This is a genomic window from Rhodococcus sp. PAE-6 (assembly GCF_025290685.1).
GTDB lineage: Bacteria > Actinomycetota > Actinomycetes > Mycobacteriales > Mycobacteriaceae > Rhodococcus > Rhodococcus pyridinivorans.
Map to the genome: position 1 here is coordinate 65,181 of NZ_JAOCLZ010000004.1, position 17,616 is coordinate 82,796.

Sequence of the window (17,616 nt, forward strand, 5' to 3'; positions counted from 1 at the left end):
GCCGGCCCCGTGACGGGACTCGCCTAGCATCGACCCTTGTGCCAGCCGATACCGCTTCGCCCGGGAAAACCGATTCGTCCGACCCGACATCGCGCGTCCGCACAGCGCGGATCGTCGCGATCGTGTCGGGACTGCTCGGGTTCGTGCTGGCTCTGACCCTGCCGTTCCTGCCGGTTCGGCAGGAGACCGGCGAACTGGAGTGGCCGCAGAACGGCAGCATCGACAGTGTCGAGGCGCCGCTCGTCACCTACGCCCCGCTCACGCTGCGGGTCAGCGTGCCGTGCGCTGCGGCAGAGCAGGTCGGTTCCGACGGTGGCACGCTCGTCTCGACCATCCCGTCCGGATCCCCCGACGCGACGGCGGAGGGCCTGGTGATCCGCGCGGTACCCGGTGAGGACGGCGCCCCCCGCACCGTCGAGGCCGTCCTGCGCAACTCGGTGCTCGTCTCGGCGCCGCTCGACGAGCCGTGCACAGCGGTGACCGTGGCATCGAACTCCGAACGCACCGCCGCCGAGATCGTGGGCGCGGACCCTCCGGTCGCGATCGAGCTCGAAGGTGACGAGCGGCCGCAGATGGTCGGTGTCTTCAGCGACCTCACCGGCGCCGCGACTGCGTTCGAACCCGAGGGGGACGACTCCACGGAACGGTTGTCGGTGCGCGCCGAGCTCGACTCGCGGTTCACCTCGACCCCCACGGTGCTCAAGCTCCTCGCGATGATCGTGTGCGCGCTGGCGACGCTGGTCTCGCTCGTCGCCCTGCATCGTCTGGACGGGATCGACGGGCGCCGCGCGCGCCGGTTCCTGCCGGCCCGCTGGTGGCGGTTCACCCTCGTGGACGCGGTGGTCGTGGGCACTCTGCTGCTCTGGCACATCCTCGGCGCGAACACCTCGGACGACGGCTACATCCTCAACATGGCGCGGGTGTCCGGCGAGGCCGGATACATGGCGAACTACTTCCGCTGGTTCGGTGTGCCCGAGGCGCCGTTCGGCTGGTTCTACGACGTGCTCGTCGTGTTCGCGCAGGTCTCGACGTCGAGTGTGTGGATGCGCCTGCCCACGCTGATCGCGGCAATCCTGTGCTGGATGGTCATCAGCCGCGAGGTCATCCCCCGGCTCGGTGTCGCCGTCCGGCACAGCCGGGTGTCGCTGTGGACTGCCGGGCTGGTCTTCCTCGCCTTCTGGCTCCCCTACAACAACGGTCTGCGCCCCGAGCCGATCATCGCGGTCGGTGCACTGCTGACCTGGTGTTCGATCGAACGCGCCATTGCGACCGGTCGCATGCTGCCGGCCGCGATCGCGGTGCTCATCGCGGCCTTCTCGCTCGCTGCCGGTCCGACCGGCCTGATCGCGGTGGCCGCGCTCGTCGCCGGGATGCGCCCGCTGGTGAAGGTTCTTATCGCGCGCCGGCATCTCGTCGGTGTCGTCGCGCCGCTCGCGCCGATCCTCGCGTCGGGCACCGTCGTGCTCATCGCGGTCTTCGCCGACCAGACACTCGCGTCGGTCCTCGAAGCGACCCGCGTGCGTTCGGCCGTGGGCCCGAACGTGCCGTGGTTCGACGAGCGGCTGCGGTGGGACGCGCTGCTCACCGTCTCCCCCGACGGTTCGCTGGCCCGCCGGTTCGGCGTGTTCGTGATGCTGTTGTGCCTGGTCGTGTGCGTCATGCTGATCCTGCGCAAGGGCCGCATCCCGGGCACCGCTATCGGACCTTCGCGCCGCATCCTCGGCATCGTCTTCGCGTCGTTGCTGCTCATGATGCTCACGCCGACGAAGTGGACACACCACTTCGGTGTGTACGCGGGCCTGGCCGCGTCGGTGGCTGCGCTCGCCGCGATCGGAGTGGGCTCGGTCGGCATCCGATCGGCCCGCAACCGGGCGCTGTTCACCGCCGGGGTGCTGTTCGTCCTGGCGATGGCCTTCACCGGTTCGAACGGCTGGTGGTACGTCTCGAGCTACGGCATCCCGTGGTGGGACAAGCCGCCGTCGATCTCCGGTTACGCCTTCTCCACGGCACTGCTCGGCCTCACGGTGCTCGCCCTGCTCCTCGCCGCGTGGTTCCACCTGCGCGAGCCGTTCACCACGCCGCGACCCGACCGCAACGGCAGGGTGCGGGCCCTGGCGTCGGCCCCGCTCACGCTGGTCGCGGCGGCGGTGGTGCTGTTCGAGGTGCTGTCGCTGCTCAAGGGCGCGGTCTCGCAGTACCCGGCCTATTCGATCGCCAAGTCGAACGCGGCGGCCCTCACGGGCAACTTCTGCGGACTCGCCGACGAGGTGCTCGTCGAGTCCGAACCGAACGCGACGAAGTTGCAGCCTCTCGACGGTGATGCGGGCGAGGCCCTGGGTGCGGGCACGGCCGTCGGTTTCACCCCGAACGGCGTGGCCCTCGACCTCACCGCCGACGCGGAGACCACCACGACCGGTGGCGCCAACACCGTCGACAGCGAGGAGGGCGGCACCACCACATCCACCAGCGCCGGCACCGAGGGCGGTCGCACCAGCGACGAGGGCATCAACGGCAGCACCGTGAAGCTGCCCTTCGGCCTCGACCCGCAGACCACGCCCGTCCTCGGCAGCTACCGCTCCGGCGTGCAGCAGTCCGCCGAACTCGAATCCGGCTGGTACGCGCTGCCGGAGCGCACCGACGAGACACCGCTGCTGGTCGTGACCGCGGCGGGGCGCGTCCGCTACGTCGACCCCGACGGTGTCATCACCCCCGGTCAGGACGTGCTGCTGGAGTTCGGTTCGTCATCCGGGGACGACGTGACGCCGCTGGCCACGCTCGCCCCGATCGACATCGGCCCGTCGCCGTCCTGGCGCAACCTGCGCGTGCCGAGCGACGCGATCCCGGCCGACGCCGACGCCGTGCGGATCGTCGTCGACGACGGTGACCTCTCCCCCGACCAGTGGGTCGCGGTCACGCCGCCGCGGATGCCGCGCATGCAGACCCTGCAGGAGGTCGTCGGATCCGACGCCCCGGTCCTCATCGACTGGTCGGTGGGTCTCGCCTTCCCGTGCCAGCGACCCTTCGGGCACCGCAACGGTGTCGCCGAGGTCCCCGAGTACCGCATCCTCCCGGACCGGGTCGGGGCCGACGCGACGAACGGCTGGCAGGACGACATCGGCGGCGGACCGCTCGGCTGGATCCCGCTTCTGTTGAACGCCGAGGCCGTCCCCACCTATCTGAACCACGACTGGGATCGCGACTGGGGATCGCTCGAGCAGTACCGTCCGATCGACCCGGATGCCTCCCCCGCGGAGGTCACCACCGACGTGACGACCCGCTCCGGCCTGTGGTCGCCGGGCCGCATCCGTGACGGGGTCCCCGTCCTGCTGGAGTAAGGGCGAGTGCCGTCACACCACGTCGCCGGATACCATCGACTCCCGTGCCCGACGACGTGACGACCTCACCCGCGCCCGCTCCGACCGCCCCCCGGTCGATGGGCGAGGACCTTCGCACTCGGTACCGGACTGCGCGACTCGTCGCCGTCGTCGCCGGGTTGCTCGGCATGATCTTGGCGCTGGCCACACCGTTTCTCCCGGTCCGCGTGACCGAGGCGACGATGTCGTGGCCGCAGGACGCGGCGGCGACCGACGTCGAACTGCCGCTGATGTCGCAGGTCCCCCTCCAGCTCCGCGCCACCGTGCCGTGCAGCGCCGTCGCGGAGATGCCCGGCGACGGCGGGATGCTGCTCGCGACCGCCCCCACCAACGGGCAGGACGCCGCCCTCAACGCGATGTTCGTGCGGGTCGGCGCCGAGAACGTCGACGTGCTCGACCGCAACGTGGTGGTCGCGACCGCGCCGCGCGCCGACGTCGAGTCGGGTGCGTGCAGCGAACTGCAGATCTTCTCCGACTCCGAACGCACCACCGCCGAGTTCGTCGGCCTCTCGGACGAGAACGGCAACCCGCGGTCGGGTGAGCTCACCGGCGACCTGCGGCCGCTCGTCGTGGGCGTGTTCAGCGACCTGCCGACCGCGGTTCCCGGCCTCGACGTCACCGTCGATGTCGATTCCCGGTTCACGTCGTCGCCGACGCTGGTCAAGTCCCTCGCGATGGTCCTCGCGGTGCTGTCGACGGCACTCGCGCTCGGCGCGCTGGCCAAGCTCGACGGCACGGACGGTCGCGGTCACCGCCGCTTCCTGCCGTCCCGCTGGTGGAAGTTCACCGGCGTCGACGTCGTCGTGGTCCTCACGCTCGTCGGCTGGCACTTCTTCGGCGCGAACACTTCGGACGACGGCTACCTGCTGACCATGGCCCGGGCGGCGGAGAACTCCGGCTACATGGCCAACTACTTCCGCTGGTTCGGTGTCCCCGAAGCTCCCTTCGGCTGGTACTACGACGTGCTGGCGGCGTTCGCGAAGATCTCCACGGCCAGCCCATGGATGCGCATCCCGGCACTGATCGCCGGAATCCTGTGCTGGATGGTCATCAGCCGTGAGGTGGTGCCGCGTCTCGGCCGGGCCGTGCGGCACAACCGCATCGCACTGTGGACCGGCGGACTGGTCTTCCTCGCCTTCTGGCTGCCCTACAACAACGGTCTGCGGCCCGAGCCGATCGTCGCGCTCGGTGCGCTGCTGACCTGGTGCTCGATCGAACGCGCCATCGCGACCGGTCGTCTGCTGCCCGCCGCGACGGCGGTGTTCATCGGCGCCTTCACCCTCGCCGCTGCACCGACCGGCCTGATGTGTATCGCCGCGCTCATCGCCGGCATCCGGCCGATGACGCGGATCATCGTGCGCCGCCACCGCGAGGTCGGCACCCTGCCACTGCTCGCCCCGATCGGCGCCGCCGGGATGCTCGTGCTCGTCGTGGTGTTCTCCGACCAGACCCTCGCCGCGGTCCTCGAGGCGACCCGCGTGCGCACCATCATCGGCCCCAACGAGGAGTGGTGGAACGACTTCCTCCGCTACTACTACCTGATGGTGCAGACCGTCGACGGGTCGCTGCCGCGCCGCTTCGCGTTCCTCACGATGCTGCTGTGCCTGTTCACGACGCTGTTCGTGCTGCTGCGCCGCCGCCGGATCCCCGGCGTCGCCGTGAGCCCGACCTGGCGTCTGCTCGGCATCGTCTTCGGCACGATCTTCTTCATGATGTTCAACCCCACGAAGTGGACCCACCACTTCGGGGCGTACGCAGGCATCGCCGGATCGCTCGCGACGGTCACGGCCGTCGTGGTCTCCGCGAGCGCATTGCGGTCGCGGCGCAACCGCACGATTTTCCTCGCCGGAGTGCTGTTCGTCCTGGCGGTGTCGTTCGCCGGCATCAACGGCTGGTGGTACGTCTCGAGCTACGGCGTGCCGTGGTTCGACAAGACCGTCTCGCTGAGCGGCTACCAGTCGAGCTCGCTGTTCCTGGTCCTGTTCGGTCTCGCCCTGGTGCTCGTCGCGTGGCAGTACCTCCGCGAGGGCTACGCACCGCCGCCGGAGTCGCCCGAGACGAAGAAGGGCCGGCGGATCCGCGCCCTCGCGGCTGCGCCGCTCACGGTCGTCGCCGCGGTGATGGTGCTGTTCGAGGTGCTGTCGCTGCTCAAGGGCGCGGTGTCGCAATACCCGGCGTACTCGCTCGCTCGCTCCAACATCGGGGCAGTCGCCGGGCAGACCTGCGGTCTCGCGAACGACGTGCTCGTCGAGGCCGACCCCAACGAGGGACGCCTCGAACCGATCATCGACCCCGCCGATCCGCCGGCAAACGACGACCCGCTCGCCGGTGCGGCGCCGCGCGGTTTCACTCCCGACGGCGTGCCGTCCGACCTGACCGCCGACTACGTCGAGGTCAAGCCGGGCCAGGGCAACACCGACAACCAGAGCGTCGGCCCGACCTTCGAGACGGGCGCGGGCGGCGGCACCACGGGTGGTTCCGGTGAGCAGACCGTCAACGGCAGCACCGTGCGTCTGCCCTTCGGGCTCGACCCGTCCGTCACCCCGGTGCTCGGCAGCTACCAGGAGGGTGTGCAGGAACCCGCCGCGCTCACCTCCAGCTGGTACGCCCTTCCCGGGATCACCGACGAGACGCCGCTGGTGATCATCTCCGCGGCCGGTCGCATCTGGTCGTACGACGACACCGGTGCACTGACCTACGGCCAGTCGCTGCTCGTCGAGTACGGCACCCGCCAGGCCGACGGCAGCGTCGAGGCGAAGGGCACCTACCTGCCGCGCGACATCGGCCCCGCGCCGTCGTGGCGGAACCTGCGTGTGCCGCTCGCCGACCTGCCCGACGACGTCGACGCCGTCCGCATCGTCGCCAACGACCCCAACCTCACCGGCGACCAGTGGCTGGCGTTCACGCCGCCGCGCGTCCCCACCCTCGAGCGGCTCGACGCCCAGCTCGGTTCCGAGCAGCCGCTCCTGCTGGACTGGGCCGTGGGTCTGCAGTTCCCGTGCCAGCGGCCGTTCGACCACTGGGCCGGTGTGGCCGAGATGCCGAACTACCGGGTCCTCCCCGACCGTCCGCTCGCGGTGTCGTCGACCGACACCTGGCAGTCGGCCGACAACGGTGGCCCGCTCGGCTTCGCGGAGGTCCTGGCGCGACCCGAGCAGGTGCCCACCTACCTCGAGAACGACTGGGGGCGCGACTGGGGTTCGGTGGAGCGGTACGTGCGCTTCTACCCGAATGCGCAGCCGGCCGAACTGACCACCACCGAGGTGACGAGGTCCGGGTTGTGGAAACCCGCGCCGATGCGCGTCTACGAGTGACGGGGGCCGGTCGGATCGTCGCCGTGGTGACCGCCCCCGGCTTCACGTACCTGCCCGGTGTCGGCAGCTGGACGGTTCCCTGATCTTCCGGCCGCGACAGGGTCGGGGCATCCCAGAATCGGGTTTCGGTTATCTAGAATGAGCGGGTGACCACCGAGAATTCAGCTGGGTCGACCCTGTCGCCCCGCGCCTCCGAGGCCGTGAAGCGAAGCCTGACGCCCCGACAGAAGGCCGCGAGCCGCGACGTCGACACCCTGATCCGGTGCGGACGCGAACTGCTCACCCGGGGCGAACCCGCGCGCGTCGCCGACATCGTGGCCGCCGCGGGACTCTCCAACGACGCCTTCTACCGCTACTTCAAGAGCAAGGGCGATTTCGTCGACGCCGTCGTCGAAGAGGGCGGACACCGACTCGTCCGGTATCTGCGTCACAAGATCGACAAGGCCGCCGATCCCGAGGCCGCCCTGCGCGCCGGCATCGCGGCCGTCCTGAACCAGGCCGTCGATCCCGAGATCGCCGCCGCCACCCGCAACGTCGTGTCCTCCGCCGGCGGCCGGTCGCATGCACCGAAGGTGCGCGAGGACCTGGAGAAGGCGGTCGCGGAGGTGCTCACCGGTCCCATCGCCGATCTGGGATCGGCCGACCCGCAACGGGATTCGCTCACCACTTCGATCCTGCTGCTCGCGGTGATGGAACACCTGTTGTGGCGGGACGCGTCCACCTTCGACGCCGACGCAGAGGTCGAGCAGATCGTCGGATACGCGAGACGGGGCCTGCGCACGTCCTAGTGCACAGACCCCGTCGGCGCGGGTTCTCCGGCTGTTCTACAGCGGCAGCAGGTGATGCTTCCGCGGGTTCTTGAACACTTCCTTGTCGCGGAGGAGGGTGAGCGCCTTACGGATCTCGAGGCGGGTCGTCGACGGCTCGATCACCGCGTCGACGTATCCGCGCTCGGCCGCGATGTACGGCGTGGCCACGTGCTCGTTGTAGAAGTTGATGAGCTGCTGGCGCACCGCGGGAGCGTTCTCGCCCGCGGCCTCGATCTGCCGGCGGCCGATCACCGCGACAGCCGATTCGGCACCCATCACGGCGATACGCGCGGTGGGCCACGCGAAGTTGATGTCGGCGCCGAGCTGCTTCGAACCCATCACGGCGTAACCGCCGCCGTAGGCCTTACGCACCACGACGGTCACCTTCGGGACGGATGCCTCGACGTACGAGAACAGGAAGCGGCCACCACGCTTGATGACGCCGATCTTCTCCTGCTCGACACCGGGCAGGAAGCCCGGGGTGTCGACGACGAACACGAGCGGGATGTCGTAGGCGTCGCAGACACGCACGAAGTGCGCGGCCTTGTCGGCAGCGGCCGCGTCGAGCGCACCCGACAGGTACAGCGGCTGGTTCGCCACCACGCCCACCGCCCGGCCGTCGACGCGGGCGTAGCCGGTGATGATGTTCGGCGCGGTCTGTGCGCGGACCTCGAGGAACTCGCCGTCGTCGAAGATCTTCAGCAGGATGTCGTGCATGTCGTAGCCGGAGTTGTCGGCGTCGGGCATGAACGTGTCGAGTTCGAGATCGTCGGGCGTGATCTCCGGTTCGAGACCGGGATTGATGATCGGAGGCTTCTCCTGCGCGTTGGACGGCATGTAGCTCAGGTACTGCCGCACCCACTCGAAAGCGGCCTTCTCATCCGGCGCGACGTGGTGCACGTTGCCGTACTCGGCCTGCTGACGGGCACCGCCGAGCTCCTCGAGGCTCACGTTCTCACCGGTGACCGCCTTGATGACGTCCGGGCCGGTGACGAACATGTGCGAACCCTCGGTGGCGACCACGACGTCGGTGTTGATCGGCGCGTAGACCGCACCACCGGCGCAGTTGCCGACGATCACCGAGATCTGCGGGCACAGACCCGACAGCGGCTCGTGACGCTTGCCGATCTCGCCGTACCAGGCGAGCGAGGTGACGGCGTCCTGCACGCGGGCACCACCGGAGTCGTTGATGCCGACGACGGGGCAACCGATCTTGAGGGCGAAGTCGAGGACCGCGGCGACCTTGCGGCCGAACATCTCACCGACGCTGCCGCCGAAGACGGTCTGGTCGTGGGAGAACACCGCGACCGGGCGGCCGTCGACCGTGCCGTGCCCGACGACGACGGCGTCGCCGTACATCGCATCGTCGCGGCCCGGCATCTTCATCAGCGCGCCGATTTCGACGAAGCTGCCCCTGTCGAGCAGCATGTCGATGCGCTCGCGAGCGCTCGGGATGCCCTTCTTCGCGCGCTTGGCGATCGCGAGTTCGCCGGCAGGCTCCTTCGCGATCTCCAGCTTCTCGCGCAACTCGGCCAGCTTCTGTGCCGTGGTGCTCACTTCTTCGTTCAGCTCCTCGAGGCCTCGATGTCGGCCAGCTTGCGGGTCAGGTCTTCCCCCACCTTCGAGATGTACGGCTCGTCGACGATCTGCAGGTGATCGCCGCCGACGTGCACGACCTCGAGATCCGCGACGACCTCACCCCACCCACCGTCGGGCTGCCGGGTCCCGAAAGCCGGCTCGAGATCGATCGCGTCGTCGTGATACTTGTCGGCCATGTACAGCACGACCTTGCCGTCGTAGGGCAGCAGCTCCGCGGTCTGGATGGCGCGGTTGTCGAGCCACGACGTGCGCTGGTGCTCGATGATGCCGCCGGGGATCTGCGCCCCGCTCAGCTCGAGCAGACCCATCAGGATGCCGATCTGCTCCTCGTCGCTGCCGGCCTCGGCCAGCAGGTCGTAGGGCAGCGGCGCGTCGACCCCGTAGGTCTTCTTCGCGAACGCCGAGTAACGCTGCCAGCGCTTGCGGATCTCGTCGGGCGTGTCCTCGACCTTCTCACCGGCCATGACGGTGTCGATGAGACCGACGAGACGCACGTCCTTGCCCTCCTCGCGGAGCAGACGGGCCACCGCGTAGGCCAGGACACCGCCGAGCGACCAGCCGCACAGCACGTACGGGCCGTCGCCCTGGATCTCCTTGATGAGCGGCAGGTACGCCTGTGCGCGGGTGTCGATCGGGCCCTCGGTGCGCTCGAAACCGAACACCGGGGTGTGCGCGGGCAGGCGGCGCAGCAGCGGCTCGTACGCGACCGTCGAACCACCCGCGGGGTGGAAGACGAAGACCGGCACGGTGTCCGATCCCTCGGCGCGGGGCCGCAGGGTGCGCACGAGTCCGTCGATGCGATCGGCGGATTCGAGATGCTGACGGACGGTCTCGGCGAGCTGCTCGACGGTCGGGGCGGAGAGCACGTCGTCGACGGTGATCTCACCCTCGGCCCGCTCGGTCAGCCGTGCCGCGAGCTTCTCGGCGACATCGCGGTCGAGCTTCGGCAACGGGTTGAAGATGCCCTTGGCCGACTTGCCCGTGACCACGGCCCACGAGGCGAAGGTCAACCGTTCCGCGGCGTCGCGCGGCGGCACGTCGACACCGCTCGACTCCTGCTCGGGCTCGGCCGTCTCGGGCGCGGTCTGTGCTTCGGCTTCGGCTTCGGCTTCGGCTTCGGCTTCGGCTTCGGCTTCGGCTTCGGCTTCGGCGAGAATCTGCTCGGCCTCGCCCACCGCGGTGGTGTCCTCGACCTCGGGAAGATCGTCCTGCTCCGCAGCGGCGGCGCGTTCGGCTGCCTTCTCGGCGGCCTGCTGCTCGGCGAGCTGCGCGACCTCCTCGCGGTGCTCGACGGCGTATCGCAGGTACTTCGCGACGTCGCGCAGGCTCGCGTCCTTGACCGCCGACAGCTGCAGCTGCGGGATGTCGAACTCGTACTCGACGCGGTTCTTGATGCGGACCGCCATGAGCGAGTCGAGGCCCAGCTCGATGAGCGGGATCTCGGCGGGCAGATCCTCGGGCGCATAACCCATGGACTCGGCGACGATCAGCGTCAGGCGGTCGTCGAGGCTCTGCGATCCGTTGGGATCCCACTGGTCGCCGAACGACTCGACGACCTCGGGAAGCTCCTCGGCCTGCGCGGCCGGCTTCGCGGCCACCGCGACGGGCGCGGGCAGCGGCTCACCGGAGGTGACGACACCCTCGTGGACGAGCGTGAAACCGTCGCCGGTGTTCGCGTGCACCTGCAGTGACGCGCCACCCGGGTGCCGGGTGAGCGTCGTGGTGAGGGTGCCGGTCGCGGGGACGTCGGTGTGCGGGATGGACGCGGTGAGCGTGACATCGGACAGCACCTGCGAGGCCGCCGCGACGACCAGCTCGGCCGCATCGGTGACGGCGGATGCTTGCACCTCCCACACGTAGCGGCCGTCGGGCAGTGCGACCCGGGCGCCGGGCGCGCGGCCGTTGCCGGAGGTGCCGATGCTGGCGTCGACCCAGTACGGCTTGCGCAGGAAGGCGGTGCGCGGCAGGTCGGCGTAGTCGCCTTCCGGCAGCAGCGTCCTCAGATCGACGGACTGCCCGTGCACGTACAACTGCGCGAGCGCGGTCAGCACACCGAGGGACTCGTCCTCCTTGCGCTTGAGCGTCTGGATGAACTGGCCGTCCTGCACACCGGCGTCGAAGGCCGTCGCCGCGACCGACATGAGCGTCGCGGGGTTGGCGTTGAGCTCGACGAAGGTGGTGTGCCCGTCGGACAGCGCCTGCCGGATCGCCTGCGTGAAGTACACGCTGTGGCGCATGCCCTTGGTCCAGTACTCGACGTCGTGGATGCCGTCGTGACCTGCACGGTAGAGGGTCTCCTGGTCGACCGACGAGTACAGGTCGACCTTCAGGCGGTGCGGTTCGATGCCGGCGAGCTCGGCTGCGAGCTCGCCGAGGATCGGATCGACCTGCGAGGTGTGGCTCGCGCCCTTGGTCTGCAGGACCCGGGCGAATTTCTCCTCGGCCTCGGCACGCGTGACGATCGCGTTGACCTGCTCCTGCGGGCCACCGATGACGGTGTGCGTCGGCGCCGCGTAGACGCAGACCTCGAGCTGCGGGAAGTCGGGCAGCACGTCGGTGATCTCGGCGGCGCTGTACTCGACGAGCGCCATGAGGCGGATGTCGTCGCCGGTCAGGCCGGATTCGGCCTCACCCATCAGACGCGAACGCGAGCAGATGACGCGCACGGCGTCCTCGAGCGAGAGTCCGCCCGAGATGTAGGCGCCGGCGGCCTCACCCATCGAGTGGCCGACGACCGCGGCGGGCTCGGCACCGTGGTGGCGCAGCAGCGCGGCGAGACCGATCTGGATCGTGAAGATGCCGACTTGCGCCGTCTCGACGTCGTAGTCCTGCGCGTCGTCGAGGAACTTCTCCTTCATGGAGTAGCCCGACTCGTCGTAGATCAGCTCGTCGACCTCGTCGACGGCCGCCGCGAAGACAGGGTTCTCCAGGTACAGCTGCTTGGCCATTTTGCGGTGCTGGGCACCGAAGCCGGAGAGCACCCACACCGCGCCCTTGGAGGCGGGAGCGTCGGCGGTGAACACGCCCTGCGCGGGCTTGCCGGCGGCGACGGCACGCAGACCGGCGATCGCCTCACCGTGGTTGCTCGCCACGACGATCGCGCGGGACCGGCCGTGGTTGCGACGAGCGAGCGTGCGGGCGACGTCGGCGAGCGGCGTCGTGCTGCCCTTCTCGGTCTCGAGCCAGTCGGCGAGATCGGCGGCGGCACGGCGGCGACGCGACGGCATCGCAGCGGAGACGGCGAGCAGGACGGGCAGCTCGCGGGCCTGCTCGGTGGTCTCCGCGGCGGGGATCTCCTCCGGCAGGACCTCGACCTCGGCCTCGGACGCTTCGAGCCCCTCGGGGCCGGTGTACTCGCGCACGACGACGTGCGCGTTCGTGCCACCGAAACCGAAGCCGGATACACCGGCGACGGCGCGACCGGTGTAGCGCGGCCACTTCGCGCCCTCGGGGATGACCTTCAGGTGCGCGCTGTCGAACGGGATGTACGGGTTGGGCGCGGTGTAGTTGAGCGTCGGGGGCAGCTGATCGTTCTGCATCGCGAGAACGACCTTGATGAGACCGGCCGCACCCGCGGCGGACTCGAGGTGACCGAAGTTGGTCTTGGCCGAACCGAGCAGGACCGGCTTGTCGTCCTCGCGGCCACGACCGACGACGCGGCCGAGCGCGTCGGCCTCGATCGGGTCGCCGAGCACCGTGCCGGTGCCGTGCGCCTCGATGTAGTCGACACCGGACGGCAGGATCTGCGCGTCGCGGTAGGCGCGGCGCAGCACGTCGACCTGCGCTTCGGGGTTGGGAGCGGCCAGGCCGTTGGAGCGGCCGTCCTGGTTGACGGCCGAACCGGCGATCACCGCGAGGATGTCGTCGCCGTCGCGCTCGGCGTCCTCGAGACGCTTGAGCACGACGAGACCCCCGCCCTCGGCGCGGATCATGCCGTCGGCGTCGGCGGAGAACGCCTTGATGCGGCCGTCGGGTGCCATGACGCCGAGTTCGTCGAAGCCGAGGGTGCCGGCCGGGGCGAGCAGCATGTTGACGCCACCGGCGAGGGCGACGTCGGCTTCGCCGTTACGCAGCGCACGTACGGCCTGGTGCACGGCGACCAGCGACGACGAGCACGCCGTGTCGAGCGTGACGGACGGGCCGTGGAAGTCGTAGAAGTACGACACGCGGTTCGCGATGACCGCGGTGGAGGTGCCGGTGAGCGCGTAGGGATGCGCTGCGGACGGATCGCCGACCGCGAGGAGCATGTAGTCGCTCGCCGAGCTGCCGATGAACACACCGACCGAGCCGCCCTTGAGGTCGCTCGGCGGGATGTGCGCGTGCTCGAGTGCTTCCCAGGTCAGCTCCAGCGCGAGGCGCTGTTGCGGGTCGACCATCTCGACCTCGCGCGGCGACATCGCGAAGAACTCGGCGTCGAAGCCCTTGACGTCGTCGAGGTAGCCGCCCCTGGTGTTGGCGTTGCGGATCGACTCCCACACGGCGGGATCGTTCTCGAACTCCGACCAGCGGCCCTCGGGCAGATCGGAGATGCCGTCGCGTCCGGACGCGAGCAGCTCCCACATCTGTTCGGGGGTGTCGACGTGGCCCGGCAAACGGGTGGACAGACCGACGATGGCGACGTCCTTCGAACCCGCCGCGGCACCGACCGTGTACAGGGCGGAGTCGTCCTCGGCGGGTGCCTCGGGCTCACCTTCGATGATGCGCGTCGCGAGCGACGCGATCGTCGGGTGCTGGTAGGCGATCGTCGCGTTGAGGGTGACACCGAGGAGTTCCTCGATCTCACCCGCCATGGCGACGGCGTCCCGGGAGGACAGCCCGAACTCTTCCATCGGACGATCGTCCGAGATCTGGGAGACCGGCTGCCCGGTCGCGTCGGCGATCCAGTTGCGCAGCCATTCGCGCAGCTGCGCAACCGTCATTTCAGTGTCAGACATCAACCCACCACGCTACCCGGGAAAGAGGACATTCGTTCTTACACGCTGTCCGGGAATGCCTGCTGCTGGTAACCACCACGCAGCGTTCCCTCGACATATGCGGTCTTGCACGCCCGACGCGCGATCTTTCCGCTGGACGTACGGGGGATCGAACCGGCCGGCACGAGCAGCACGTCGCGGGCGGTGACACCGTGCCGGGACGAGATCGCGGCACGTACCGCGTCGGCGATCGGCTGCGGATCGGCCTTGCCGGCGCCGGGAGCGCGCTCGGCGACGATCACGAGCTGCTCCGACGAATCGTCGGCATCGAACTGCAGGCCGGAGGCGTCGTTGTCGAACACCTCGCGCGGCAGCTGGTTGGCCGGCACCGCGAACGCCGCGACGAAGCCGGGACGCAGCGCGGAGCTGGCCTCCTGCGCCGAGAACTCGAGGTCCTGGGGGTAGTGGTTGCGGCCGTCGACGATCACGAGGTCCTTGACGCGACCGGTGATGTAGAGCTCGCCGTCGATGTAGACGCCGTAGTCGCCGGTGCGCAGCCACTTGCTGTCGTCCGGGGTGCCCTCGGCGTGGCTGCCCTCGGCCAGACGCTTGGTGATGCGGTTGTGGAAGGTGTTGTCGGTCTCTTCCTTGCGACCCCAGTAGCCGATGCCCATGTTCTCGCCGTGCAGCCAGATCTCGCCGACCTGCTCGTCGGGCATCTCGGTGCCGGTCTCGGCGTCGACGATCGCGGCCCACTGGCTGCGTGCGACGTAACCGCAGGAGACCTGCGGGATGGCGTTCTCGGCATCGGGCTCGACGCGCATGACCCGGCCCGCGTTGAGTGCGGTGCGGTCGACGTAGATGACCTTCGCCTCGTCGCTGTGACGGGTGGAGGAGACGAACAGGGTGGCCTCGGCCATGCCGTAGGACGGCTTGATCGCCGTGCGAGGCAGACCGTAGGGCCCGAATGCCTCGTTGAACTTGCGCATCGACGACGTGGTGACCGGCTCGCTGCCGTTGATCAGGCCGATGACGTTGCTCAGGTCGAGTTCTTCGCCCGGCTTGGGGACCGCGCGTGCCGCAGCGTGCTCGAACGCGAAGTTCGGGGCGGCGGCGAAGGTGCCGGCACCGTCGGAGACGGCGGCGAGCTCGCGGATCCAGCGGCTCGGCCGGGCCACGAAGGCACGCGGGCTCATGATGGTGATGTACTTGCCGCCGACCGCGGGCAGGATCACCGTGAGCAGGCCCATGTCGTGGAACAGCGGCAGCCAGGTCACGCCGCGCGACGACTCGTCGAGCTCGATGGAGTCGGCCATCTGGATGACGTTGGTGAGCACCGAGCGGTGAGTGATCTCGACGCCGGCGGGAACGCGGGTCGAGCCGGAGGTGTACTGCAGGTACGCGATGTCGTCGGTGCCGATGGGCGGCCGGTTCCAGGACTCGGCGACCGAGTCGGGGATGGCGTCGACGGCGATCACGCGGGGACGCTGCGCAGCGGGGAGCGGGCGGAAGAACTGCCGCACGCCGGCCGCGGACGAGGTGGCGGTGAGGATCGCGCTGGGGGTGCAGTCGCCGAGAACGGCGTGCAGGCGATCGGTGTGGCCGGGCTCGTCGGGATCGAACAGCGGCACGGCGATGGTGCCGGCGTAGATCGCGGCGAAGAAGGACACGACGTAGTCGAGGCCCTGCGGAGCGAGGATCGCGACGCGGTCGCCGGGAGCGGTGACCTGTTGCAGGCGCGCGGCGATGGCCTTGATGCGCACGCCGAACTGATCCCAGGTCAGCTCGTGCACCTCGCCGTCGCGTTCCCGCGAGTAGTCGATGTACCGGTAGGCGAGGTCGTCACCGTTTGAAGCGAAGTTCCCCTCGAGGTGATCGAGCAGGGTCTGCCCTTCAGGCAGCCTGATCCGCCCGTTCTCATCGATGAACTCTTCGAACCCGACGCTCAATTCCTTCTCCCTGTCGAAGCGATCCCACAACCACTCGACATGGTTGCGCCACTAACTTTTCCTCCGCGCCGGCGGATCGTCGTACCGATACCGCCCCCCACGGCTTCCGGCGGTCCGTTCCTCGAACGTGTCCATCGACCCCAGATCACGAATATGTTACAGATCGGCATCACGCGCACCCACGCAAAGTGCGGTCGCCGGGAAGAACGCTTCCCCTCGCACACGGGAAACACAAAGATACGACATGGTCGTCTTCACACACACATTCCGCGCCCGTCGAACGAGACGAGCACACGATCCGATTGTGTGCGAGGGTTTTTCGACGCCGACACCGACCGACGGTGCAACCCGCCGCCCTCTGCTGCCCAGGATCGGCGCCCCGGTACGTACGCCCGACCGAGGCGAGAGCTCGTGACAAGGATCATTCCCGGTCGCGGGCCGTCGCTACGCCCCCGGAGGGGGCCGGCCGTTCGCCGTGCCGTCACTGGCACCATGAACCTCTTCTCCTGTGGCAGTCGTCGTGCGCCACGATCCCGGACGGCCGGGCCGCAGCCGAGGGATGAGTCTAAAGGCAGCCCGTCTTTCGAGTGTACCGGGTGGTGAGATCGGACACTACCGGCGAGTAATATGTGGGAGGGTTCACTCGAGCCCGAACCTCCCCCGCGTGCAGCGACGGCCGCACCTCATTCTTCTGCGGGTTCCGGTGCGGCATCGATCTTCTCCGCCGCCCAGTTCACGATCCACTGCGTCGCGGTCGTGCCGTTCTCGTCCACGACGTAGGTGTTGTACATCGCGTGGATCGGGTTGTTGACGTACTCGAGCAGGCGCGGAGCGGCCGACATCCAGTTGGCGGGATTCAGCGCGTTCGGTGGTGCGTCACAGATACTGTCCGTGGGCGCGCAGATTTGGATCGTGCGGTCGTCGAGCTCCCCGAAGCCGCCGGGACGCGCGCCGGTCATCGTGATCCCCGGCAGCCGCAGGCCGTCGAGCGACAGTTCGGCGCCCACTCCGGCGACGGGCGCACCGATGTCGGTGCCCGAGACCCCGTCGCGGCGACCGTCGGCAACGAGTGCGACACCGAGCACCCGGTCGGCGGGGACCGGGCCGTTGCCGGCACCGATCTGCGCGGCGACGTCGCCCACGATCACGGCGCCCTGCGAGAAACCGGTGAGCACGTAGGTGGTCAGCGGGCACTCGGCCGAGCGTCGCGCGAGGATGTCGGTGGTGGCCGCGAATCCCTCACTGCGGCTGTTGTTGTAGGACTGCTGGCCGTCCGGCGGGATCGCAATGGGGTTCGAGAACTGCGCGACGTACGGCACCGTGTAGACATCGGCGCGTTGGGCATCGAAACGCTCCTGCAGCGGCCTCGTCACGTTGAGCATGAGCGAGTACGGGTTCGCGGCCGGAGCGTACGGATCGTCGCCCACCGCGGACTCCCAGGTGCCCGGCACCGCGACGACCTGCACGTCGGGGCACGAGGCCGGCTGCGACTGCGGCTCCTCCGGCCCGGGCGGGGTAGGAATCGGCGACGGGATGTCCAGCCGCCCCGCGAGCATGTACCAGAGCACCAGCACGATCGCCAGGACGAGCAGCGCCCCCACGACCACGATCCTGCGTCCGCGACGCTGCTTCGTCCTGACCATTCGTGCTGTCCCCGC

General features: G+C 69.3%; 7 protein-coding genes. 3 read left to right on the top strand and 4 right to left on the bottom strand.

Features of this window, described 5'->3' with window-relative positions; translation table 11 throughout:
* Positions 1-38: 38 nt before the first annotated feature.
* The 3 genes from NVV99_RS10995 to NVV99_RS11005 all read left to right on the top strand — a co-directional run bounded on the left by NVV99_RS10995 (position 39) and on the right by NVV99_RS11005 (position 7,476).
* Positions 39-3,335 carry an arabinosyltransferase domain-containing protein gene (locus tag NVV99_RS10995; RefSeq protein WP_024102684.1) on the top strand — a complete coding sequence of 1,099 codons (3,297 nt, stop codon included), beginning with the start codon at positions 39-41 and terminating at the stop codon, positions 3,333-3,335.
* A gap of 44 nt (positions 3,336-3,379) precedes the next feature.
* Positions 3,380-6,688, top strand: a complete 3,309-nt coding sequence (locus NVV99_RS11000) for an arabinosyltransferase domain-containing protein (protein ID WP_024102683.1) — start codon at positions 3,380-3,382, stop codon at positions 6,686-6,688.
* Positions 6,689-6,834: 146 nt separating this feature from the next.
* Complete coding sequence (locus tag NVV99_RS11005; RefSeq protein ID WP_247848279.1) at positions 6,835-7,476, top strand: TetR/AcrR family transcriptional regulator; 642 nt, start codon at positions 6,835-6,837, stop codon at positions 7,474-7,476.
* Positions 7,477-7,512: 36 nt separating this feature from the next.
* Here the strand turns inward: NVV99_RS11005 and NVV99_RS11010 are convergent, their stop codons facing one another.
* The 4 genes from NVV99_RS11010 to NVV99_RS11025 all read right to left on the bottom strand — a co-directional run bounded on the left by NVV99_RS11010 (position 7,513) and on the right by NVV99_RS11025 (position 17,601).
* A complete protein-coding gene (locus NVV99_RS11010) occupies positions 7,513-9,054 on the bottom strand; it encodes an acyl-CoA carboxylase subunit beta (RefSeq protein ID WP_024102680.1) in 1,542 nt (513 codons plus the stop codon).
* 8 nt (positions 9,055-9,062) lie between these two features.
* Complete coding sequence (pks13, locus tag NVV99_RS11015) at positions 9,063-14,015, bottom strand: polyketide synthase Pks13 (RefSeq protein WP_024102679.1); 4,953 nt, start codon at positions 14,013-14,015, stop codon at positions 9,063-9,065.
* A gap of 53 nt (positions 14,016-14,068) precedes the next feature.
* Complete coding sequence (fadD32, locus tag NVV99_RS11020; RefSeq protein WP_006553446.1) at positions 14,069-15,958, bottom strand: long-chain-fatty-acid--AMP ligase FadD32; 1,890 nt, start codon at positions 15,956-15,958, stop codon at positions 14,069-14,071.
* Between the two features lie 683 nt (positions 15,959-16,641).
* A complete protein-coding gene (locus NVV99_RS11025) occupies positions 16,642-17,601 on the bottom strand; it encodes a cutinase family protein (protein WP_024102678.1) in 960 nt (319 codons plus the stop codon).
* Positions 17,602-17,616: the final 15 nt, after the last annotated feature.

Coding starts and splice junctions, on each gene's coding strand:
- pks13 (WP_024102679.1), bottom strand. CDS start 14,015: ATGACGGTTGCGCAGCTGCGCGAATGGCTGCGCAACTGGATCGCCGAC.
- NVV99_RS11025 (WP_024102678.1), bottom strand. CDS start 17,601: ATGGTCAGGACGAAGCAGCGTCGCGGACGCAGGATCGTGGTCGTGGGG.